This is a genomic window from Prevotella sp. khp1, assembly GCF_900102205.1.
Classification (GTDB): Bacteria; Bacteroidota; Bacteroidia; order Bacteroidales; family Bacteroidaceae; genus Prevotella; species Prevotella ruminicola.
The window spans coordinates 570,969-593,353 of record NZ_FNJZ01000002.1 but is presented as its reverse complement, the minus strand read 5'-3'; the positions used below and the strand labels follow the sequence as shown (position 1 = coordinate 593,353).

General features: G+C 51.2%; 17 protein-coding genes and 1 tRNA gene. 8 read left to right on the top strand and 10 right to left on the bottom strand.

Going from position 1 to position 22,385, the window contains the following annotated elements; translation table 11 throughout:
* Nucleotides 1–3 precede the first annotated feature (3 nt).
* The 4 genes from BLR73_RS08255 to BLR73_RS08240 are packed head-to-tail and all read right to left on the bottom strand — an operon-like array spanning nucleotide 4 to nucleotide 5,178.
* Nucleotides 4–1,908, bottom strand: a complete 1,905-nt coding sequence (locus BLR73_RS08255) for a HAMP domain-containing sensor histidine kinase (RefSeq protein WP_091860986.1) — start codon at nucleotides 1,906–1,908, stop codon at nucleotides 4–6.
* The gene (locus BLR73_RS08250; protein WP_091860983.1) at nucleotides 1,901–3,253 is read right to left on the bottom strand and encodes a PDC sensor domain-containing protein; all 1,353 of its coding nucleotides are present in this window, start codon (nucleotides 3,251–3,253) and stop codon (nucleotides 1,901–1,903) included. Before BLR73_RS08250 ends, BLR73_RS08255 begins: the two co-directional genes overlap by 8 nt.
* Before the next feature lie 18 nt (nucleotides 3,254–3,271).
* Nucleotides 3,272–4,342, bottom strand: coding sequence for a butyrate kinase (gene buk / locus BLR73_RS08245; protein ID WP_013064720.1), 1,071 nt, complete (start codon nucleotides 4,340–4,342; stop codon nucleotides 3,272–3,274).
* Complete coding sequence (locus BLR73_RS08240; RefSeq protein ID WP_013063718.1) at nucleotides 4,342–5,178, bottom strand: phosphate acyltransferase; 837 nt, start codon at nucleotides 5,176–5,178, stop codon at nucleotides 4,342–4,344. The genes buk and BLR73_RS08240 overlap by 1 nt, the downstream gene beginning before the upstream one ends.
* 88 nt (nucleotides 5,179–5,266) lie before the next feature.
* On the opposite strand from BLR73_RS08240, the gene BLR73_RS08235 reads away from it, so the two are divergent.
* Together BLR73_RS08235 and BLR73_RS08230 are read left to right on the top strand one after the other, a co-directional pair.
* Nucleotides 5,267–7,642: a glycoside hydrolase family 95 protein gene (locus BLR73_RS08235; RefSeq protein WP_091860981.1), complete on the top strand. Its 2,376-nt coding sequence runs from the start codon at nucleotides 5,267–5,269 to the stop codon at nucleotides 7,640–7,642.
* A complete protein-coding gene (locus BLR73_RS08230; protein ID WP_091860978.1) occupies nucleotides 7,636–8,523 on the top strand; it encodes an AraC family transcriptional regulator in 888 nt (295 codons plus the stop codon). Before BLR73_RS08235 ends, BLR73_RS08230 begins: the two co-directional genes overlap by 7 nt.
* On the opposite strand, the gene BLR73_RS08225 is transcribed toward BLR73_RS08230, so the two are convergent.
* From BLR73_RS08225 to gpmI, 3 genes are all read right to left on the bottom strand, one after another.
* Nucleotides 8,518–9,150, bottom strand: a complete 633-nt coding sequence (locus BLR73_RS08225; protein ID WP_091860975.1) for a DUF3109 family protein — start codon at nucleotides 9,148–9,150, stop codon at nucleotides 8,518–8,520. The two genes, BLR73_RS08230 and BLR73_RS08225, sit on opposite strands and share 6 nt — an antisense overlap.
* 16 nt (nucleotides 9,151–9,166) lie before the next feature.
* Nucleotides 9,167–9,832 carry a uracil-DNA glycosylase gene (locus tag BLR73_RS08220; protein ID WP_091860973.1) on the bottom strand — a complete coding sequence of 222 codons (666 nt, stop codon included), beginning with the start codon at nucleotides 9,830–9,832 and terminating at the stop codon, nucleotides 9,167–9,169.
* A gap of 96 nt (nucleotides 9,833–9,928) precedes the next feature.
* Nucleotides 9,929–11,449 (bottom strand): 2,3-bisphosphoglycerate-independent phosphoglycerate mutase, encoded by a 1,521-nt coding sequence (gene gpmI / locus BLR73_RS08215; RefSeq protein WP_091860970.1) that lies wholly within the window; start codon nucleotides 11,447–11,449, stop codon nucleotides 9,929–9,931.
* A gap of 219 nt (nucleotides 11,450–11,668) precedes the next feature.
* Here gpmI and BLR73_RS08210 point away from each other — a divergent pair, with 219 nt between their 5' ends.
* On the top strand, nucleotides 11,669–11,989 hold the full coding sequence (locus BLR73_RS08210; protein WP_091860967.1) for a TfoX/Sxy family protein: 321 nt from the start codon (nucleotides 11,669–11,671) through the stop codon (nucleotides 11,987–11,989).
* A gap of 47 nt (nucleotides 11,990–12,036) precedes the next feature.
* Here the strand turns inward: BLR73_RS08210 and BLR73_RS08205 are convergent, their stop codons facing one another.
* A complete protein-coding gene (locus BLR73_RS08205; RefSeq protein WP_143010907.1) occupies nucleotides 12,037–12,384 on the bottom strand; it encodes a D-Ala-D-Ala carboxypeptidase family metallohydrolase in 348 nt (115 codons plus the stop codon).
* A 988-nt stretch (nucleotides 12,385–13,372) separates the two neighbouring features.
* Between BLR73_RS08205 and BLR73_RS08200 the strand changes: the two genes are divergently transcribed.
* From BLR73_RS08200 to BLR73_RS08185, 4 genes are read left to right on the top strand one after another with little or no spacing between them, the layout of a single operon-like run.
* Nucleotides 13,373–15,094, top strand: a complete 1,722-nt coding sequence (locus BLR73_RS08200) for a class I mannose-6-phosphate isomerase (protein ID WP_013063792.1) — start codon at nucleotides 13,373–13,375, stop codon at nucleotides 15,092–15,094.
* Nucleotides 15,095–15,116: 22 nt separating this feature from the next.
* Nucleotides 15,117–16,220 (top strand): ROK family protein, encoded by a 1,104-nt coding sequence (locus tag BLR73_RS08195; protein ID WP_091860964.1) that lies wholly within the window; start codon nucleotides 15,117–15,119, stop codon nucleotides 16,218–16,220.
* Nucleotides 16,221–16,240: 20 nt separating this feature from the next.
* Nucleotides 16,241–18,628: a GH92 family glycosyl hydrolase gene (locus BLR73_RS08190; RefSeq protein WP_091860961.1), complete on the top strand. Its 2,388-nt coding sequence runs from the start codon at nucleotides 16,241–16,243 to the stop codon at nucleotides 18,626–18,628.
* Nucleotides 18,629–18,661: 33 nt separating this feature from the next.
* On the top strand, nucleotides 18,662–19,840 hold the full coding sequence (locus BLR73_RS08185) for an MFS transporter (RefSeq protein WP_013064642.1): 1,179 nt from the start codon (nucleotides 18,662–18,664) through the stop codon (nucleotides 19,838–19,840).
* A 62-nt stretch (nucleotides 19,841–19,902) separates the two neighbouring features.
* Here BLR73_RS08185 and BLR73_RS08180 read toward each other — a convergent pair whose 3' ends face one another.
* Both BLR73_RS08180 and BLR73_RS08175 read right to left on the bottom strand, forming a co-directional pair.
* On the bottom strand, nucleotides 19,903–20,193 hold the full coding sequence (locus BLR73_RS08180; protein WP_143010906.1) for a hypothetical protein: 291 nt from the start codon (nucleotides 20,191–20,193) through the stop codon (nucleotides 19,903–19,905).
* A 130-nt stretch (nucleotides 20,194–20,323) separates the two neighbouring features.
* Nucleotides 20,324–20,397: transfer RNA gene (locus BLR73_RS08175), tRNA-Asn, on the bottom strand.
* A gap of 171 nt (nucleotides 20,398–20,568) precedes the next feature.
* On the opposite strand from BLR73_RS08175, the gene BLR73_RS08170 reads away from it, so the two are divergent.
* The gene (locus BLR73_RS08170) at nucleotides 20,569–22,329 is read left to right on the top strand and encodes a S41 family peptidase (RefSeq protein ID WP_233456383.1); all 1,761 of its coding nucleotides are present in this window, start codon (nucleotides 20,569–20,571) and stop codon (nucleotides 22,327–22,329) included.
* The last annotated feature ends 56 nt before the right edge of the window (nucleotides 22,330–22,385 follow it).

Here is a 22,385-nt window from a genome sequence, read left to right as displayed (position 1 = left end):
TCTTTAATTTGTATTTGGGATGGTGAGGATGAAGCGACAGCCAGAGTGGTAGGTGGTGTCGAGAACTACATCGCCGCCTAGGTTCTGGGCATGGCGCTTGGCTAGCGGCAGGCCCAAGCCGAGACCTTCGGAGAGGTCATCGACCTTGGTAAAGAACTTAAAGAGGTGTTCTACTTCGGCCTCAGGGATGCCGTTACCCTGATCCTGAACCGCAAAGCTAACCATAGCCTCATCGGCCGATACCTGCAACTCAACATGCTTTCCGTCGGAATACTTGGCGGCATTGTACATCAGCTCCAACAACGCATGCATAAAATAGGTGCGGTTGGTAAGCACACTGAAATCGTCGGCCAGTTGCGACTGGATGCTGATACTAACACCAGGATAGCGCTGGCGCACCACATCTGCAGCCTGATGGGCCTCTTGTACACACAGCAGCGTGTCGGTTTTATCGCAATTCATCTCCTCGTTCAATCCAGAATCAGAGCTGTCGAACAGCATCTGCACCATGCGGTTAAGCTGGGTGGCATTATGGTTCATGGTATCGGTAACATTCTTCAGATCGTCGTCCGACAGGTTACCGCTACCAGCATCGCTCAGCACCTGAGCAAAGCCCATAATGATATTCAGCGGCGTGCGTATCTGGTGGGTAACGTTCTGTATAAAAGTGGTCTTCTGGCGGTCGGCCTCCTGAGCCATACGGGTGGCCTGTAGCAGTTCCTCGTTGCGCTGGCGGGTCTGGTCGCTCACAAAGCGCACACTCTTCATGTGGTAGTTAAGCGATTCCAGCATCTGTGCAAAGCTGTTCTGCAAACGGCCTATCACATCGATACGTGTGGTGCGAGGGATAGTAACATCCATATTACCAGCTGTAATGCTCTGGGTTTTATCCAGCAGCTCGTGCAGCGGACGGATGGTATGAGCCATAGCGCGATGACTCAACAGAATAATCACCAGCAAGCCGAGTACCAGCAGCGATACCACGATATAAATCAGTCGATGGTAACCTTCCATCACATCGCTATCAGGACACACAATAGCCAGGCTCCACTTGGTGCCAGGCACAGGCTGGTAGCACACGATGCAATCGGCACCATCCATGTTTACCATCATATTACCCCTTTTGCCGCTGGTCATCTCGTGGCCCAGCACTATCTGGTCGGCCTGTTTGCGGGTATCGGCGCCCGTAAAGATGGTTTGCTTAAACAGCAGCGTAGAATCGGGATGCACATAGTAGCGGCCATTCTCGCCTATCAGCATGAAATAAGAATGGGGATAGGGTTTCATAGCCGACATTTCGTGCGAGAGTCGCAACAGCGAGAGGTCGGTAGAAATCACACCCACAAACGCGCTATCGGCATTATAAAGCGGTTTGCAATACGATGCCAACATGCCATCGAGGGTGAGCTCCAACGAGTCAACCTCATCGTAATATGCCACCCAGCAGGCATCGCGCAGCTGGTGGGGCGTTTTATACCATACCTTATTAAAATAGTCGTAGGGCTCTTCGATAACCGTGGTTACCGAGTCGGCCTTACGCACCGAGTAAGCCGAGAAATAACGTCCGTACTTGGGGAACATATCAGGCTGGGCACTGATAGAGCAGCCGTCGATATGGGGATTGAGACTCACGATACGGTTGGCGAAATACAACAGCGAGTCGGGTGTAAACACCTGCTCTACCTGCCACAGGTTGGCATTGGTAGCCGTCTCGATAGTCAGGAAATGCCGGTTAAGCTGCTGCATGGTGGCATTCAGTACGCTGCTGGCATGCCCGATGGCCTCGTTACGAATCATTTTTCGCGACTGGGTGAACAGCACGCCCAGCGAGATGACAAAGATGGGGGCAGCCAGAATCAGGAGTGCCACGCTGAGTTTGGTTGAGAACGACTTACGGATATTAATCATGATCGGCCTCCTTTCTCATTTCATCGTCCGACATCGATATCAGATTCTTCAGCAGCTCGGTGATGGCCTTACCCTTCTTCTGTACATCGCTCACCAACTGGGCTGTATCACGATCCGACTGACTGCAAAGCTGCTGCACATCCTGTTCGATGGCAACGGCAGGTTCCATCATCTGGTTGGTCATGTTATGTAGGAACGAGGTCTTCATACGGTCGGCCTTCTTAGCCTGATCGTAAGCCTTTCGCAATCCCTCGCAGCGCTGATACAGGGTATTCTTCAGACTCTCCAGCTCATCTATCTGGGTGGCCAGCGAGCGTTGCATCAGCTGGAAGTTGTCCTGCAAACGTCCCACCTCATCAATATGCTTGCTATCAGGGATGGGTTCGCTAAAGTTACCTGCGGCAATATGCTGCGCCTGGGATGTAAGCATGAGCAGAGGCTTCAAGCGGCTCTTGATAACCGCATGACTCAACAGGAACGTCAACAGCAGGCCTATAATACTGATAACCAGCACATAGTACTGCAAGTTGTTGTAATCGCCAAAGATATCGCGCTCAGGATAGATAATACCTGCGCTCCAACCCAGATGGCCGATGGCGCGGCCACGCACACTGCTACGACTGAAGGGCTTGAAGTACACATAGAAATCGGTGCCCCACAAACGGAATGTGCGATAATCGGTCTGGCCGGCAATCATGGCCTGCACAGCCTCGCCAAGTTCAGCGTTGGCATTAGCCTTAGATATCTCGATGGCCGACTGCTGCATGAGCTGCTCAGCATCGGGATGCACAATAAAGTTGCCCACGCTGTCGAGCAGCACACAGAACGAGTTCTCGGATGGTTTGGTCTGAGCCACAATGCGCGAGAGCAAACCTATCGAAACATCGGTACTGACGTAACCCGCAAGCTGCCCTGCAGTATTATACAACGGCACACTGAAACTGATAAGCGGCTCCTTACCCTCCTGGACAGGTTTTACGGTCCACTTCGACTCTTTTATTGTAGTGTCGCCAAGGGCGATGGTGCAATCGGCCACGTAAGGGTTACTGTCTATGAGTTTGCGGCGATAGAGTTCCAATGCCTCAGGATCATTGATACGAGATGGCAGACTGTAATACACATTACCCGTAGCCTGCTCAACACTCAGCAGGATATTATCGATATTCTGCACAGTGGCATCGAGGGTCAGGGTTATGCGTGCCAAAGTTTCCTCCCTTACTTTCTTACGCGAGTAAAGCAGCATGACTACCAACGAGGCTATGAGCAGAACGGCCATAGCCGAGACAGCCATCAGACTGATTTTGACTGATAGGCGGCCTTTGATAAAGTTAGTTAGTTTAGTCATACTTACCTACGTTTTTGTTTACTTGTACTCCTTAGCCTTCCGTTTGCCTTGCAGCACCGCCAGGGCGTTCAGGGCCAGGGCTTCCATCTCGTCTTCGCCAGGGAAACAGCGGATGGGTGCCAGAAAGCCTACACGCTCGCGGATACGACTCACGATATATTCACTCCTGGCAAGGCCACCCGTTAGCAGGATGGCATCTATCTGACCACAGAGCACAGCACTCTCGGAGGCAATGTTCTTGGCCACATGATATATCATCGCATCCAGGATTAGCTTGGCGTGCTGGTCGCCATAATCCTCGATGCGGCGCAACACCTCGCGCACATCGTTGGTGCCCAGATGGGCATTCAGTCCGGCCTTGCCGGCAATGCGCTTCAACAGTTGCTTCTCGTTATATTTTCCACTAAAACAGAGTCGGATGAGATCCGATGCTGGCAGCGAACCGGCACGTTCGGGCGAGAATGGGCCCTCGCCATCCAGGGCGTTGTTGGCATCAACGGCACGCCCCTTTTCGTGGGCTGCTATTGAGATGCCGCCACCCATGTGGCAGATAATCAGATTCAAGTCCTCGTACTCCTTACCAATCTCCGATGCATACCTGCGAGCTATGGCACGCTGGTTAAGGGCATGCCAGATGCAGATGCGGTTCATCAACGGCGAACCTGAGATGCGGGCATAGTCGTTCAACTCGTCCACCACGCCAGGATCGGCTATAAACGAGCGGCAATGAGGGATGGTAGCAGCTATCTCGTGGGCTATCAGGCAACCTAAGTTACAGGCGTGGTTATGCAGGGCAATACCGCTGTGGGTATCCTGTATCATCAAGTCGTTAATCTCGTAAACACCACCTTCGAGGGGTTTTACCAGTCCGCCTCGGCCTATCACAGCATCAAACTCCACGGGTATATCGGCCTGGCGCAACTCGTCGAGCACCAGCTGCTTACGAAAGTCCTGCTGTTCAATCACATCGTCGAAATGGGCCAGCTCGTCAGCACTATGGGCAATGGTGCGGACCAGCAGAGGCGATTCGTCGTCGAAAACGGCAATCTTCGTAGATGTTGAACCTGGGTTTATAACTAATATCTTCATTAAATTGCAGCTAAAGCCAAAGAGTAGTACTTTGAATCGGGGCTGTCGGCACGCGATGGCAGCACGCAGCAACACTGGGTGCCCTGCAGCACACCAGCCGTCTTGGCATAACCAAACAGGGTGATGGTTTTGTAGAACACATTACCTGCTACGATATCGGGAAATATCAAGGCATCGGCCTGTCCGTCGATCACGCTGTGGATACCCTTTTCGCGCAGACTAACGGAGTCGAGCGATGTCTTGAGGTCGAGCGGACCATCGATGATGCATCTACCGAACTTACCCGTCTGAGCCTCGGCTATAATCTCTAAGTAATCCACGGTATATGGGAATGTTTTGGCACTCACTTTCTCGGCACAGTGAATGAGCGAGATACGCGGCTCCTCGATACCCAAGGCGTGGCACACATAGTTTACATAGTGTATCTGCTGGCGGCGCTGGGCCTCGGTGGGTACAGGTATCACGGCTGCATCGGTAAAAAACAACAGCTTCTCGTACTTAGGTATCTCGGCCATCGCCACATGGGTTAACACATGGCCTGGGCGCAGTATGCCATTCTCCTTATCCAGGATAGCCTTCAGCAGCACATCGGTATTCACAAGGCCCTTCATCAGGATATCGGCCTCGCCATTCTTACACAGGGCCACAGCACGGCGCGCGCACTCCTCCTTGTCGTCGCCATCCACGTAGATAGGCTCGATAAATCCCATCTCCTTACCCTTCTCAACAGCGTATCGGGTGCTGGCATCGTTGGCACAAACCACAGCCACGCGCTTCTTGTCGCCACGCTGCTGCAGAAAGACTATCATATCATTTAAAGTTCGTATCGACTGCATAGGTTTATTATTTTTATCGGTTTAATGGCGCAAATATACAAATATTTTTGTATCTTTGCAAGCAGAAACCGATAAAAACAAAAAAAAGATGAAGAATTACCTGCTTTTACTAACTATGACGTGCCTAACTGCTACGGCACAGCAGCAGGCTCCAATGGTATTGGAGTATAACAAACCAGCTACATTTTTCGAAGAATCGCTACCTATTGGTAACGGTAAGATGGGGGCCCTGATTTATGGTGGCACCGACGACAACGTGATTTATCTGAACGACATTACGCTGTGGACAGGTAAACCTGTGGATCGCAACCTGGATGCCGATGCCCACAAGTGGATACCTGAGATTCGCAAGGCGCTGTTTAACGAGAACTATGCGCTGGCCGACTCGCTGCAGCTGCACGTGCAGGGTCCTAACTCGCAGCACTACCAGCCACTGGGCACACTGCATATCAAGGACTTAGGTCTGGGCGAGATTAAGCACTACCGCCGCACGCTGGATATCGACTCGGCGATTGTTCGCGACAGTTACGAACGCGACGGCCGCCGCATCACCCGCGAGTATTTTGCCTCAAATCCTGATAAGCTGATAGCTATCCGTCTGCGTGGCGACATCAACTGCCAGATAGCTCTTACAGCCCAGGTGCCCCACCAGGTAAAGAGCGGCTTAGGACAGCTTACTATGACGGGCCACGCCACAGGCGATGCACAGGAGAGTACACACTTCTGCACCATCCTGAGCGTAAAGACCGATGGCGAGATGGCTGCCAGCGACTCGTCGCTCACCATCACCAAAGCCAAGGAGGCTATCATCTACATTGTAAACGAAACCAGCTTTAACGGGTTCGATAAGCACCCTGTACGCGAGGGCGCCAACTACCTGGAGGCTGTAACCAACGACCTGTGGCACACACAGAACATGACGTTCGACGAGTTCTATGCCCGCCACCTGGCCGATTATAAGACTATCTACGACCGCGTAAAAATCTGTCTGAATAAGGGCGGTCGCAATCCTAAGGACCTGCCAGGTGCCAAGGATCGCCGTATGACCGACGAGATGCTGCTGGATTATACCAATGGCAACGACCAGACACCTTATCTGGAGGAGCTTTACTTCCAGTTCGGCCGCTATCTGCTTATCTCAGCCTCGCGCACCAAGAACGTACCTGCCAACCTGCAGGGCTTGTGGGCACCCCAGCTGTGGTCGCCCTGGCGTGGCAACTATACGGTAAACATCAATTTGGAGGAGAACTACTGGCCTGCCTTTGTGGCTAACATGGCCGAGATGGCTGAGCCACTTGACGGTTTTATTGCCGGCTTGGCAGCCAACGGTAAGTTCACCGCCAAGAACTACTATAACATCCACGAGGGCTGGTGCTCGAGTCACAACAGCGACATCTGGGCGATGACCAACCCTGTAGGCGAGAAGAACGAGAGTCCTGAGTGGAGTAACTGGAACCTAGGTGGTGCCTGGCTGGTAAACACCCTGTGGGAGCGCTACCAGTTTACACAGGACAAGGCTTACCTGAAGAACATTGCCTATCCGCTGATGAAGGGTGCTGCCCAGTTCTGCTTGCGTTGGCTCATCGACAACCCCAAGCAGTCAGGCGAGCTGATTACTGCCCCCAGCACATCGCCCGAAAACGAGTATAAGACAGATAAGGGCTATCACGGCACTACCTGCTACGGTGGTACAGCCGATCTGGCCATTATCCGCGAACTGTTTATCAACACCATTGCTGCAGGCAAGGTGCTTGGACTGAAGAATAAGGAGATGGAGCAGGCCCTGGCTAAGCTGCACCCCTACACTATCGGCCACATGGGCGACCTGAACGAGTGGTACTACGACTGGGACGACTGGGATTTCCAGCATCGCCATCAGAGCCACCTCATCGGTCTCTACCCAGGCAATCATCTCACTGATGCCACCCTGCAGAAGGCAGCCGAGCGTTCGCTGGAGATTAAGGGCGACAAGACCACCGGTTGGAGCACAGGCTGGCGTATTAACCTGTGGGCCCGTCTGCACAACGCCAAGCAGGCTTATCACATCTATCAGAAGCTGCTTACACCTATTGCCCCACGCGGTGTGCGTAAGGAGGATTGGAAGGCCTGGCACAAGGGCGGCGGTACCTACCCCAACCTGTTTGATGCGCATCCACCTTTCCAGATTGATGGTAACTTTGGCGGCACAGCCGGTGTGTGCGAGATGCTGATGCAAAGTTCAATAGTTAATGGTCAATGTTCAATCGAGTTACTGCCAGCATGCCCAGAGCAGTGGCAGGATGGCGCCATTAGCGGATTGTGCGCTCGTGGTGGCTACGAGGTAAGCTTCGAGTGGAAGGATGGCAAGGTGCGCGCTTGCAGCATCAAAGCCAAGAAAGCAGGAACACTTACGCTTAAATATAACGGTCAGCAGAAGAAGGTAAAACTGAAGGCTGGCGAGACACAAAACATTAAAACATGGTAAAAGCTAAAAAGCAAATACTGATACAGGACACTGAGTTTAAAAAGGCAAAAAACTGGGAAGGATCGGTTTGTCTCGACGACGACCTGTTGTTGTCCGACCAGATTAACAAGGCCCCTATGCCCAGCGAGCCCAGAAAGATGAACTTCATTCTGATTGGTCTTTGCACCAAAGGAAAGATTAGCTACCGCATGGACACCGAAGAACTGGTGGTGCATGCTGGCGAGCTGCTGGTGGTAAGCGAACGCCACGTTATCGATGGTTACAAGTGCTCTGATGATATGGAGGGCTTGTGCATCATGATGAGTGTGGATTTCTTCCACGAGATCATCAAGAGCGTACACGATGTAAGCTCGCTGTTTGTGTTTGCCCGCATGCAGCCTGTGATGAAGCTCGAGGCCGACGAGATCGCAACGTTCACAGAATACTTCCAGTTTATCAAACAAAAAATCAGCGACAACCACAACCATTTCCGTAAGGACCTGATTCGCACGCTCATGCTGGCCATGTTCTACGATGTGGGTAATGTGATTTACAGGGTGAAGAATTTCGACGAGTCGCTGCTACGTTCCGAGAAGGTGTTTACACGATTCCTGAAGATGGTTGAGGAGAACTGCAAGCGCGAACGCCGCGTCAGTTGGTATGCCCAGCAGCTCAACATCACGCCCAAATACCTTTCTACAGCCGTTAAGCGCATCAGCGGTCGCACGGCAGTAGAGTGGATTGAGAACTACGTGACCATGGAATTGCGCGTGCTACTGAAAAACAGCACCAAATCCATCAAGGAGATAACCGAAGAGTTGAACTTCCCCAATCAGAGTTTCCTGGGTAAGTACTTTAAGGAACACGTAGGCATGACGCCCTCGGCCTATCGCAAATCATAGGTAGCCCTGCTCCTTCAGCTCGCCGACGGTATCAAGCAACTCCTGATACCAAGCCTCGCCAAAGCGACGGATCAACGGATCGCGCAGGAACTGATACAGATACAGATTCTCCTGAATGCCCTTGGCAATGGCCATCTTACAAACGCTCCAGCGGTTGTAGTTCAAGCCAGTCAAGCCGCCGCCAAGCTGTTTTTCGCGGATGGGATAAAGGGCACAGCTAATAGGCTTGCAGAAGTGGGTACGCCCGGCTCTGTAAGCCTTTTCTAATGCACACAGGCAACAGTTCTTAATGGGCAGGTGGGTATTCCAATCCTCAATGTCGCCGTAATAGGTAAACACACAATCCTTTCCCCCTACAATACTGGTTACCAGGTCGCCCTCCTGATCGGTATAGGCCACGCCCTGCTTGTCGATAACAGCCTGTGCCGATGCCGAGAGGTCGTCCCACACGTCATCCACGCATGCTTCGATGGCAGCTATTTCGTCCATCGTTACAGGGGCGCCTGCATCGCCTTCAACACAGCACTCACCCTTGCAAACGCTCAGGTCGCAACAAAACTTCTCCGTCAGTATCTCCGACGAGAGCAACACATCACCAACTTGTATAATTGGGGGTAATTGATTCATCTGTTTGCCTTTAATTTTACCATTGTATGGGAGCCTGGCCGTTTTGTTCGAGATAGGCATTACAGCGCGAGAATTGGTGCTGACCGAACCAGCCGCCACGATTGGCACTCAGTGGCGATGGGTGTACGCTCTCAAGCACCAGGTTGTTCTGTTTGTCAATCATATACGCCTTCGAGCGGGCATAGCCGCCCCACAGCATATACACCAGGTGCTGGCGATGCTGCGCCAACGCCTGAATAGCGGCATCGGTAAACTTCTGCCACCCCAGCTGCGAATGACTGTTGGCCTGATGAGCGCGAACGGTAAGCGATGCATTAAGCAGCAGCACGCCCTGCTCGGCCCAACGGGTAAGATTGCCCGATGTGGGGATAGGCGTACCAAGGTCGGCCTGAATCTCCTTGAAGATATTCTGCAGCGAGGGCGGAAACTGGATACCGTCCTGAACCGAGAAACTCAGTCCGTGTGCCTGTCCTGGCTCGTGATAGGGGTCCTGACCGATAATCACTACCTTTACCTGGTCGAACGGACACAGGTTAAAGGCATTAAATATCAGTTTGCCTGGGGGATAGCAGGTAGTAGTTTGATACTCCTTTCGCACAGCCTCAGCAAGCTGCGTAAAGTAAGGCTTTTCAAACTCGCCACTAAGGTGTCCCTTCCAAGATTCCTCTATCTGTACTGCCATATTCTTTTAAAATTTGGCACGGATTACGCAGATTAACACAGATTATTTTTTCGTTATCAAAAATCCGTGAAATCCGTGTAATCCGTGCCTAAAACATTAATCGCAAATCAGGTTCTCACCAGTCATGTCGGCAGGCTGCTCCAGACCCATGATGTGCAGGATTGAAGGAGCCACGTCGGCCAGACGTCCGTCCTTAACTGTAGCCGAGTTGTTGTTGGTTACATAGATGAAAGGCACGGGGTTCAGCGAGTGAGCGGTATTTGGTGTACCATCGGGATTGATAGCGTTGTCGGCATTACCGTGGTCGGCAATGATGATAGCCTCGTAGTCGTTGGCCTTAGCAGCCTCAATTACATCCTTCACGCAGTTGTCAACAGCCCAAACAGCCTTGGCAATAGCATTGTAGATACCTGTGTGACCTACCATGTCGCCGTTAGCAAAGTTAACTACGATAAAGTCGTACTTAGCCTCGTTGATAGCAGCCACCAGCTTATCCTTCACCTCAAAGGCACTCATCTCAGGCTTCAGGTCGTAGGTAGCAACCTTTGGACTTGGAACCAGGATACGATCCTCGCCCTCGTATGGCTGCTCGCGACCACCGTTGAAGAAGAATGTTACGTGAGCATACTTCTCGGTCTCGGCAGTGTGCAGCTGCTTCTTGCCCTGCTTGCTCAGATACTCGCCCAGTGTATTCTCAACGTTCTCCTTGGGGAAGAGGATGTTCACACCCTTGAAGTTAGCGTCGTATGGAGTCATGCAGTAGTACTGCAGACCAGGGATGGTCTTCATGCCCTGCTCTGGCATATCCTCCTGAGTCAGCGCGATAGTCATCTCCTTAGCACGATCGTTACGGAAATTGATGAAGATAACTACATCACCCTCTTCGATGCAACCGTTAACAGCGGCATTGTGGATTGGCTTGATGAACTCGTCGGTAACACCCTCGTCGTAGCTCTCCTGCATAGCAGCAACCATATCGGTGCTCTGCTTACCAGTACCCTTCACAATCAGGTCGTAACCCTCTTTTACACGCTCCCAGCGCTTATCGCGGTCCATAGCGTAGAAACGACCTACGATTGATGCGATGGCAGCGTCGTTATCGGCACAAACCTTGCTAATCTGCTCGATAAAGCCCTTACCGCTCTTGGGGTCGGTATCACGACCATCCATGAAGCAGTGTACGAAAGTCTGGTTCTTCAGACCGTAAGCCTTACCAATCTCGATGAGCTTGAACAGGTGGTCGAGCGAAGAGTGTACACCTCCGTTAGATGTCAGTCCCATCAGGTGCAGCTTCTTGTTGTTCTCCTTGGCATAGGTGTAAGCAGCCTTAACCTGTGGATTCTCCATGATAGAGCCGTCCTTGCAGGCGCGGTTAATCTTTACCAGGTCCTGATAAACGATGCGTCCAGCACCGATATTCAGGTGACCCACCTCTGAGTTACCCATCTGTCCGTCGGGCAAACCTACATCCTCACCAGATGCCTGGAGCTGAGAGTGAGCCGAAGTAGCTGTTAACAGATCGAGGTAAGGAGTTGGAGTGTTGAAAATCACATCACCCTTACCATGCTTACCGATTCCCCATCCATCGAGAATCATCAAAAGTGCTTTCTTTGCCATAATCTTATTACTAATTTAAACGTACGTTCTTAAAATCGCGTGCAAAGTTACGAAAAAAAACTATCATAGCCGCATTACGCATCCATGTTTATTGATAAAAAAACAAAAAACTCTGTATATCAATACGTTCGGTTCGCAAAAAACAATTATCTTTGCAACATCAAGTTAACAATTTTTCTTTTTGTATATATGGTATCTGTTTAAGTAATCCCTATCATCATGGCAAGCAATGCAGACCTTGTACAGTACATCGCCGACCAGTGTAGCGGTGCGGGCGAGATTGTAGCCAAGAAGATGTTTGGCGACTACGGCATCTATTGCGATGGCAAGATATTCGGTTTGATTTGCGACGACCACTTTTATCTCAAGCCCACCGATGCCGTACGTGAGATGCTGCGCACCATCGATATGCGCCCACCCTACCCCGGTGCCAAGCCCTACTTCTACATCGCCGATGTAGACGATCACGGCTACCTATCCGCCCTGGTCAAAGAAACCTGCAAACATCTCCCTGAGCCAAAGCCCAAGAAGAAGAAATAAAAAAGCCGCCGACGCATCTTTTTCGAGATACATCGGCGGTTACTATTTTACGCCTGTATAAGCCTTACTTTTCGTCGATTCCCTTTTGCTTTTACGGCAAAGTGGAGCCAATAGCCGCCCCTGGGCGAATACTCTAACAGCAGCTCGTCAAAGTCTTCTCTCGACTGATCGCTGACATCGAGCAGGATGGTGGCATATCGGATAAGTTGCTCCATGCCAGCCACGCGGATATCGGCTGCACAGCCAGTAAGATGGTTACTGGTAGCCACACCTCCAATCACATTATTAACCGCCTCCGAACGGAATCCACTGTTGATGATAATGGGGTCGTTACCCTCTCCATATCGTCGGTTCCACTCACTTCGCAGCATCTCCAGCCTACGCCAGAGCTGCACAAAGCAATCTTGATTATTTTCCCAACTTCCGATGGCGTCACGAATCGTTACCCCATCCTCTCGGTCCTCTTTATCTACATGGCAAGCACTGCCTTGCGGGTGTTGCCATCCCCCCTACGCAGGGGGTACGCGTAGGGGGTACGGATTAACAATAAAAAAAAGTCTCGGGTTTCGTAGGCACCGTCGCGAATCGCGAGGGTGCCCTGAATCGGGGCGGTGGTCATAGTGGTCAAGGTCAAAGTGGTCATTTTCGATTTCGGAAACGCGGTCATTGCTCACTATATATAAATAGAATATTTATATTATAGTGGCGGAATTTGACAGTTGGTTTTCGATTTTGACCAAAATGACTTTGACCATCGCGACCGCGGCAGGAAAAATCCGAGAAAACGAAAAATAATGGGCCGAATCGTTCATGAACCGCAATCAAAATACCATACATTTGCATCGTCAAAACAAAAAATAAGAATAATGCCCCCGCGCAAGGAAAAATATTCTCCCACGTGCACTAGGAAAATCTCCCTCACGAGGGCGCAAATCTACATCGGAGTTGAGACATTAAACATTAAAGATTAAACATTAAAAATTATTTTTACAAACTAAAAATTAAAGATTATGGCATTGAAAGTAAAAGCAAAGGAACAGTTGCAGAACATCGGCAAGTATTGCGACAGCGGTGGCATCGACGACGGCCCCAACGGAGACTAAGTTTTAGGCACGGATTACACGGCCTTTTTTAAAAAAGGACACGGTTATAGCCAATACACAAAAGCTGTGTTTCTCTAAAAGAGAGCCGCGTCATCCGTGCCAAAATTAACCCGAAGTATGAACTAAATATGCCCTGCAGATGGGGCTATTCATCTGAAAAAAATGCAAATTGAGGAAGTATCTTTTAAAAAATGCAAATTAATTTTGTTTATTCTTTATAGGGATATACTTTTGCAAACCGAAACAACATGTGCTGAACATACTGGACTTAAAATAAATAATGAGAAAATCAAATTATGACAAGTTTCCTTCGACCAAGTTTGAGGGGAATATCTTACAGGGATGGGATGCCATCATGGCCCAGCTGAAAGGGGCTATAAAGGGCAACGCAATGTGTATCGACCTATATACGGGCGTGTATGAAAACGAGATCATCGAGGCTTTTTCGGGATGGGGAAAGATTATCAATACCCGCGACCTGATGAAGCCCGAAGAGGAAATCAGGAAGATGACCGAACCGTTTATGACCGACGATGTGCTGTTTGGCTACATCACCAACCTGAAAATGGTCGATTTCTTCAGCGAAGAGAAACTGCGCGCCGCCAGCAACGAACTGGCAACAGCCACAGTGCCTACAGTAGTGATTGGTATTGGCGCCTGCCTGGTGGCCCCTGCCAACGCATTGAAGGTGTATGTGGACATGGCCCGCTGGGAGATACAGCAGCGATTCCGTAGGCACGAGGTGATGGCGCTGGGCGTTGACAACCGCGAGGATGCCGTGTCGATCCAATACAAACGCGGATTGTTTATCGACTGGCGCGTACTCGACAAGTACAAAGACAAGCTCTTTACAAGCATCGACTGGTGGTTGGACACCCATATCGCAGGCGAACCCAAGATGATTGACAGCAGTACCTTTTTTCAGGGCATCGAGAAAACCTCGAAAACGCCCTTCCGCGTGGTACCTTTCTTCGACCCAGCTCCATGGGGCGGCCAGTGGATGAAAGAGGTGTGCGACCTGGACCGCTCGAAAACCAACTTCGGCTGGTGTTTCGACTGTGTGCCCGAGGAGAACAGTCTGCTGTTCGAGGTGAACGGCGTGCGTTTCGAGCTGCCCTCGGTCGATCTGGTGCTGCTGAAGAGCCGACCATTGCTCGGTGAGCCTGTAGAGGCCCGTTTTGGCAAGGATTTTCCGATTCGTTTCGACTTTCTCGACACCATGGGCGGTGGCAATCTGAGTTTGCAGGTGCATCCCACCACCCAGTTTATCCGCGAGAATTTCGGCATGTACTATACACAGGACGAGAGCTACTATCTGCTGGATGCCGGAGAGGATGCTGTGGTGTATCTGGGACTGAAAGAAGGTATCGACAAGGATGCGATGATCGACGACCTGCGTAAGGCTCAGAAAGGCGGTTTTGTGTTCGACACCGAGAAATATGTGAATAAGATTAAGGCCAAGAAGCACGACCACTTTCTGATTCCTGGCGGAACGGTGCATTGCTCGGGTGCTGAGAGCATGGTGCTGGAAATCAGTTCGACGCCAAACATTTTCACCTTTAAGCTGTGGGACTGGCAACGACTGGGGCTGGACGGCAAACCGCGCCCCATCAACGTGGAACGTGGAAAGGATGTGATCGACTGGGGCCGCGACACGCAGTATGTATATCAACATCTGCGCAATCAGTTTGAAACCCTTGCCGAGGGCGACGGATGGCAGGAGGAGCGCACGGGACTGCATCGCAATGAGTTTATCGAAACCCGTCGCCACACCTTCAGCAAGTCCGTGCATCATACCACCAACGGCAGTGTGAATGTATTCAACCTGCTGGAAGGCGATGAGGCCATCATCGAGAGTCCCACCCAAGCCTTCGAGCCATTCGTGGTGCACTATGCCGAAACATTTATCATCCCTGCCTGCGTAGGCGAATATACCATCCGTCCTTATGGCGCCTCGGAGGGTAAGACATGCGTCACCATCAAAGCATACGTACGTTGCTAATTTTTAAAACCACTATTATATTATGTACCAACACGACAAACGAATTGTATTAACACTGGATGCAGGAGGTACCAACTTCGTATTCTCGGCCATCCAGGGGTGTAAGGAACTGGTAGTGCCCATCCGACTGGCTGCTGTGACGGATGATACCGAGGCTTGTCTGCACGTTCTGGTTGAAGGATTTTCGCAGGTGATGCAGCAGCTGCCATCAAAGCCTGTGGCCATTAGTTTTGCTTTCCCAGGGCCTGCCGACTACGAACATGGCATCATTGGCGACCTGCCCAACTTCCCCTCGTTCAGGGGCGGTGTGGCCTTAGGTCCTTTCTTGGAAGAGAAGTTTGGCATCCCCGTTTTCATCAACAACGACGGCAACCTGTTTGCCTATGGCGAAGCACTGGCTGGTTCGCTGCCTGCCATCAACAATCTGCTGGCATCGCATGGTTGCAACAAGCGCTATCGCAACCTGATTGGCATCACCTTGGGAACAGGATTCGGCGCAGGTGTCGTCATCGATGGCCGACTGCTGACAGGCGATAACGGCTGTGGCGGTGATGTGTGGATTATGCGCAACAAGAAATATCCTGAGCTGATAGCCGAAGAGAGTGTGAGCATCAGGGCCGTGCGCAGGGTTTATGCCGAATTGTCGAAGACCGACGACGCCAACCTGACACCGAAGGATATCTTTGATATCGCCGAAGGCACCACACCAGGCAACCCTTCAGCTGCCATCGCCGCTTTCAGAGAGTTAGGTGTGATGGCGGGTGCCGCTATTGCCAACGCCCTCAACATCGTTGATGGCATGGTGGTGATAGGCGGCGGTTTGGCAGGTGCAGCCAAGTATATCCTGCCGGGCGTGATGAGCGAACTGAGATCGCAGGTTGGAACCTTTGCCGGCAACACATTCCATTGTCTGCAGATGGATGTTTACAACCTGAGCGATGCCCACGAGATGGCCCGATTCCTGGAAGAGAAGGACACGCTGGTAATGGTGCCCCTGTCGGACAAGCGTGCCAGATATTCACGCGACACGAAGATTGGTGTGATGGTATCTGAACTGGGCGCCAGCCGCGCCATCGCACTGGGTGCCTACACATTTGCTTTAGCACAACTCGACAACAACAGATAACTTTAAACATAACACAGAAAATGAAAAAATCTAGATTTATCTTAGGAATACTGTCCTTGCTTGGATTGGCAGCCTGTTCCACAACAACAAGTACCCCACTCGACGAAACGCTGATTGACTATGTGAAGCCCAATCTGGGCACCGTTCACAGTCGTTGGTTCTTCTACACGCCCGCTGCCGAACCTTTCGGCATGGCCAAACTGGGCGCCTCGACCAATGGCACCTATGGCAACAATCAGGGATGGGAAGCCATTGGCTACGAGGATGGTCACACCTCTATCGACGGATTCCCCTGTCTGCACGAGTTTCAGGTTGGCGGCATCTCGCTCATGCCTGTTACAGACGAGGTGAAAACGGTGCCTGGCAAGCTGGAGAAACCCGACGAAGGTTTCCGCTCGCGCTTCGACAAGGATAGCGAAACAGCTCATCCCGGCTACTATTCGGTACTGCTGAAAGACTATCAGGTAAAAACCGAACTCACAGCCACAACACGCGTGGGTTTCCAACGCTACACGTTCCCAGCATCCAGGTCGTCGCACATTCTGCTCAACATCGGTAACCGCCAGGGTGAGAGTGGCGCTGTGAAGGATGCCTATATCCATCAGATCGACGGCAACACCATCGAGGGCTATGTGGTTACAGAGCCTGAATATGTGAAGAAATATCAGGCAGGCGCCACCGTATCGATGTATTTCTATGCTGTGCTCGACAAGGCACCTGCATCGGTAGATGTGTTTTATCAGGGCGACAGCCTGAAAGCCGGTACAGAGATTAAAGGTCCTGGTGCCATCATGAGTCTGAACTATACCACCCGTCAGAACGATCAGGTAAACGTAAAAATCGGTTTGTCGTACACCTCGATTGCCAATGCCAAGCTGAATCTGGAGACAGAGGCCAAGAACCTGACATTCGACGAGGCACTGGCTGCTACAACCCAGAAGTGGCACAAGGCCCTGAACCGCATCAAGGTATCAGGCGGCACGAACGACAACAAGATCAAGTTCTACACAGGTCTTTATCACGTGCTGCTGGGCAGAGGAATTGCCAGCGATGTGAATGGCGCCTATCCCAAGAACGACGGCACCGTGGGAGTAATCCCTGCGGGTAAAGACGGGAAACCTCTCCACAATCATTACAATACCGACGCCATCTGGGGCGCCTACTGGAACCTGACACCGCTATGGGCCATGGCTTATCCTGAGTATTATAACGAGTGGGTGAACAGTCAGCTGCTGGTTTACAAGGATGCCGGCTGGCTGGGTGATGGCATTGCCAACAGCAAGTACGTGTCGGGTGTAGGCACCAATATGGTGAGCATCGCTATTGCAGGCGCCTATAACAGCGGCATTCGCGATTTTGATATAGCCACTGCCTACGAGGCTGCGCTGAAGAACGAGCTCTGCTCTGACAACCGTATCGAGGGTGCAGGAAAGATGGATGTGGGCCAGTTTGTAGAGAAGGGTTATGTACCCTTCGACGACAGCATCTTCTATGGCACACATCGTGGCGGATCTCAATTCTCGGTTTCTCATACCGTAGAGTATAGTTTCAGCGCCTATGCGGTAGCACAGCTGGCCAAAGCCTTGGGCAAGGAGGCCGACTACAAGCAGCTGATGGCCCTCTCGAACGGTTGGGCCAAGCTGTTCGACGACGATCTGAAGATGATTCGTCCGCGCGTGGCCAACGGCGATTTTATCGATCATTTCAACCCACTGGAGTCGTGGCGCGGTTTCCAGGAGGGTAACGCCTTCCAATACACTTTCTTTGTGCCACAGAATCCTGAGGCATTGGTGGCCCGCATGGGTCAGGAAGAGTTTAATCACCGCCTCGACTCGGTCTTCACCGAAGCCCGAAAAACCATCTTTGGTGGCGGCAAGGTGGTGAATGCCTTCTCGGGTGTGGCCAGTCCGTATAATCATGGCAACCAGCCAAGTCTGCACATCCCCTGGCTGTTCAACTTCTCAGGCAAGCCTTATCTCACCCAGAAGTGGACCCGCCTGATTTGCGAGGAGTTCTATGGCACAACTGGCGAGCATGGTTATGGCTACGGTCAGGACGAAGACCAGGGCCAGCTGGGTGCCTGGTTTGTGATGGCAGCGATGGGCTTGTTTGATGTGCAGGGCGGTGCCTGCGAGCATCCTACCTATCAGCTGGGCAGTCCGCTGTTCGACAGAATCGAGATTCAGTTGAGCGACAAATACGCATCGGGCAAGACGTTCGTTATCGAAACAGAAGGTAATGGCGCTGGTGCCAGCTATATCCAGTCGGCCGAACTGAACGGCAAAACCTGGAACAAGTGCTGGCTGTTCCGCGATGAGCTCTTCAAGGGTGGTGTACTCAAGCTCAAAATGGGCACTCAGCCCAATAACAACTGGGGACTGGAAGCACCCGTTCATTGTCCGCAGTAATCAACAGTACACCAACTTCCAACAACTATCATCATGAAACAAAAACCGATTTTTTCTGCCCTCCCGATACTGTTCGGGTTCTTTATCATGGGCTTCTGCGATATCGTAGGCATCTCGTCCGACTATGTACAGCGCAGTTTCGGATGGTCGCCAGTGATGACAGGCTTCGTGCCTTCGCTGGTATTTATCTGGTTCCTGTTCCTCAGCATCCCTGTGGGCAATCAGATGAACAGATGGGGCCGCAAAAACACCGTTCTGCTGAGTATGGGTATCACCGTGGTGGGCATGCTCCTGCCGCTGGTGACCTATAACAGCACAACCTGCATGCTTGCCTATGCCCTGCTGGGCATTGGCAACGCCATTCTGCAAGTATCGCTGAATCCGCTGTTGAATAATGTGATAACCGATGATAAACTCCTGACCAGCAGTCTTACTGCCGGTCAGGTTATCAAGGCAATATCCTCACTGGTAGGTCCGGAAATCGTACTGCTGGCAGTAAACTATGGCGGCGAGGATAAGTGGTACTACTGTTTCCCGCTATTGGGTTTCACCACCCTACTGTCGGCGGTTTGGCTGATGCTCACCCCTATCAAGCGCGAACCAGCTGTTGCCGAGAGCCAGGTATCCCTTTCTTCTTCGTTCGCATTACTGAAGAATCAAACGATACTTCAGCTGTTTCTGGGCATTTTCTTTATCGTGGGTGTTGATGTGGGCACCAATTACATCAGTTCCAAACTGATGGCCATGCGGTTCGGATGGGATGAGGACGCAGTAAAGTTTGCACCTCAGGTTTATTTCTTCTGTCGAACCATAGGCGCCTTGATAGGTGTGTTTGCGCTGTCGCGCGTGGCAAGCATCAAGTATTTCAGAGTCAATATCCTGTGTTGCATCGCTGCGCTGCTGGTGATGCTGACAGTAGAGCACGATATGGTTAACCTGGCATGCATCGGGGCCGTGGGCTTTTTTGCCTCGTCGGTATTCTCTATCATCTATTCGAAGGCCATCCAGGCTCAACCCGACAAAGCCAATCAGATTTCAGGACTGATGATAACTGCCGTTGCAGGCGGCGGTGTGGTCACCCCTGTGATTGGTTTCGCCATTGGCGCCATAGGCATCATCGGCGGCATCCTTGTAACGCTGTGCTGCGTGCTTTATCTCACCTATTGTGCTTTTGGTCACGCAGGCAGCTGCATGGGCCACGGACCATTCTAAGGATGGTTTAGCCCCAACCACAAGAGGACCGACATTCACAACGAATGCCGGACCTCTCGCTTCTAACTCATAATAACATATTTGATAAACACCAGTATCAGCATCATGAAGGAAAAGGCGAAAGCCCAATATTTACTGGCGCACTTTAGCAATGCGGTCGAAAAATGCATCTGCTCGTTGGATGTGGCATACTTAATTAAGACAACTGCCATAGTGAACAACAATGCTACATAGAATGCGCTGCCTACCATATAGCCCCACCCCATAAACTGGAGGTTACCAAGCATATTGAGGAATGGCACACTAAGGAATACGCATGCAATAATAATCGATTGTTTATCCGTTGCTTTCATCATTTTATATCTCTTATTTATTGATTGACGGTGCAAAGATAACTACTTTCGATGGCAAAAAGGGTTAACCGAACGTTATTTTTTTGTTAAATCACAAAAAAAAGTCCCAACCTTGCGATTGGGACTTAAGCGCTTCAGGATGGGCTTGAACCAACGACCCCCTGATTAACAGTCAGGTGCTCTAACCAACTGAGCTACTGAAGCAGGTATTGCTGTTAAGCGGGTGCAAAAGTACGAGGATTTTTTGAAACTACCAAACTTTTTTGGAAAAAAATGACTATAAACCTTAATTTTTTTCATTTTTCAGACAAAAATGCACGTTTTTCGCCGTAAATCTTGTAATTTTGCAGCCATAAACATTAATTATATAGGATGATGAAGAAACGATTAATGATAGCTCTTTGCGCGATGGCCCTATCCACCACCGCCACAATGGCCCAGAAAACCAGCGACCATAACTTTGAGGTGGCTAAGCAGCTGGATATACTGAACCACGTATATAAGAATCTGGACCTGCTGTATGTGGATACGCTGAACCCCAAGGAAACGGTGGGCACAGCCATTAACGCCATGTTGCGCAGTCTTGACCCCTATACCGAATACTACGCACAGGACGAGACCAAGAACCTGCGACAGATGCTTACAGGAAAGTATGCAGGCATAGGCGCCGTGGTGCGCAAACACCAGAAACTGGACCGTGTGGTGATTGACGAGCCATACGAGAACATGCCTGCCGCCGAGGCCGGACTGAAGAAGGGCGACATCATACTGAGTATCGACGACTCGATGATGATATCGAAAGAGGTGGGCTACGTGAGCAGTCATCTGCGTGGCGAGCCTGGCACTACCTTTGTACTGAAGGCCATGCGCCCCAGCACGGGTAAGCTGATGAACTTTAAGATTACACGTCGCAACATCAAACTTCCCGAACTGCCCTACTACGGTGTAAAGGATGGCGTGGGCTACATCGTGCTGAACCAGTTTACCGAAGGATGCGCCAAGGAGGTGCGTCGTGCATTTGTGGATTTGAAGAAACAGGGCGCCACATCGCTGATATTCGACCTGCGCGGCAATGGCGGCGGATCGGAGCAGGAGGCTGTGGATATCTTGAACATCTGGTTGGCAAAAGGCGTAAAGGTAGTTGAGAACCGAGGCAAACTGCGCCAGGCCAGCAAGGGATACGAAACCCGCGTAGAGCCCGTTGACACCGTGATGCCCATGGTGGTGCTGGTGAACAGCGAGACGGCATCGGCCAGCGAGATTACCAGCGGCGCGCTGCAGGATTTGGATCGCGCCATTATATTAGGTACGCGTACGTATGGCAAGGGATTGGTACAGATACCTATCGACCTGCCTTACAATACCAACATGAAGGTAACCACCTCGAAATACTACATCCCCAGCGGGCGCTGCATCCAGGCTTATAACTACAAGCGCGGCATGGGCTATCAGGAGCATATACCCGACTCGCTCACCAAGGTGTTCTACACCCGCAACGGTCGCGAGGTGCGCGATGGCGGTGGTATTATGCCCGATGTAGAGCTGAAGGGCGACACCATACCTAACATTGCCTTCTACCTGAGCGCCAGCGGACAGGACTCAACCGAGGTGATGTTCGACTACGTGGTGGATTACATTGCCAAGCACCCGCAGATAGCACCAGCTACCGAGTTCCACATCAGCGATGCCGACTGGCAGGAGTTTAAGGCCCGCGTCATCAAGAGCGGTTTTACTTACGACCCAGTGAGCAAGAAGCAGTTGGCCGAACTGGTAAAGACAGCTAAGTTTGAGGGCTACTACGATGATGCCAAGCAGACTTTTGACGAGCTGGAGAAGCAGCTGAACCACAACGTGGCTACCGACCTGGACAAGCACGAGAAGGTGCTGCGACAGGTGCTTGAGACTGATATCATTGCCGCCTACTACTACCAGCGCGGCACCATCGAGGCTGCCCTGGCCTACGACAAACAGGTGAAAGAGGCTATACGCCTGCTGAAGAATCAGGAGGAGTACAAGAAAATACTGCAGCCCAAGAAGCCCAAGCAGACTGCCCAGCTGATACAGCTGCAGAAGAAATCGCCCGTAAATATCACCAAAAACGCCCCTAAACGAATGATTTTTAGTGATTTAGCATAAAAAAGTGTGGAAAAATTTGGAGGATTGCAGAATTATTCGTAATTTTGCACCCGTTC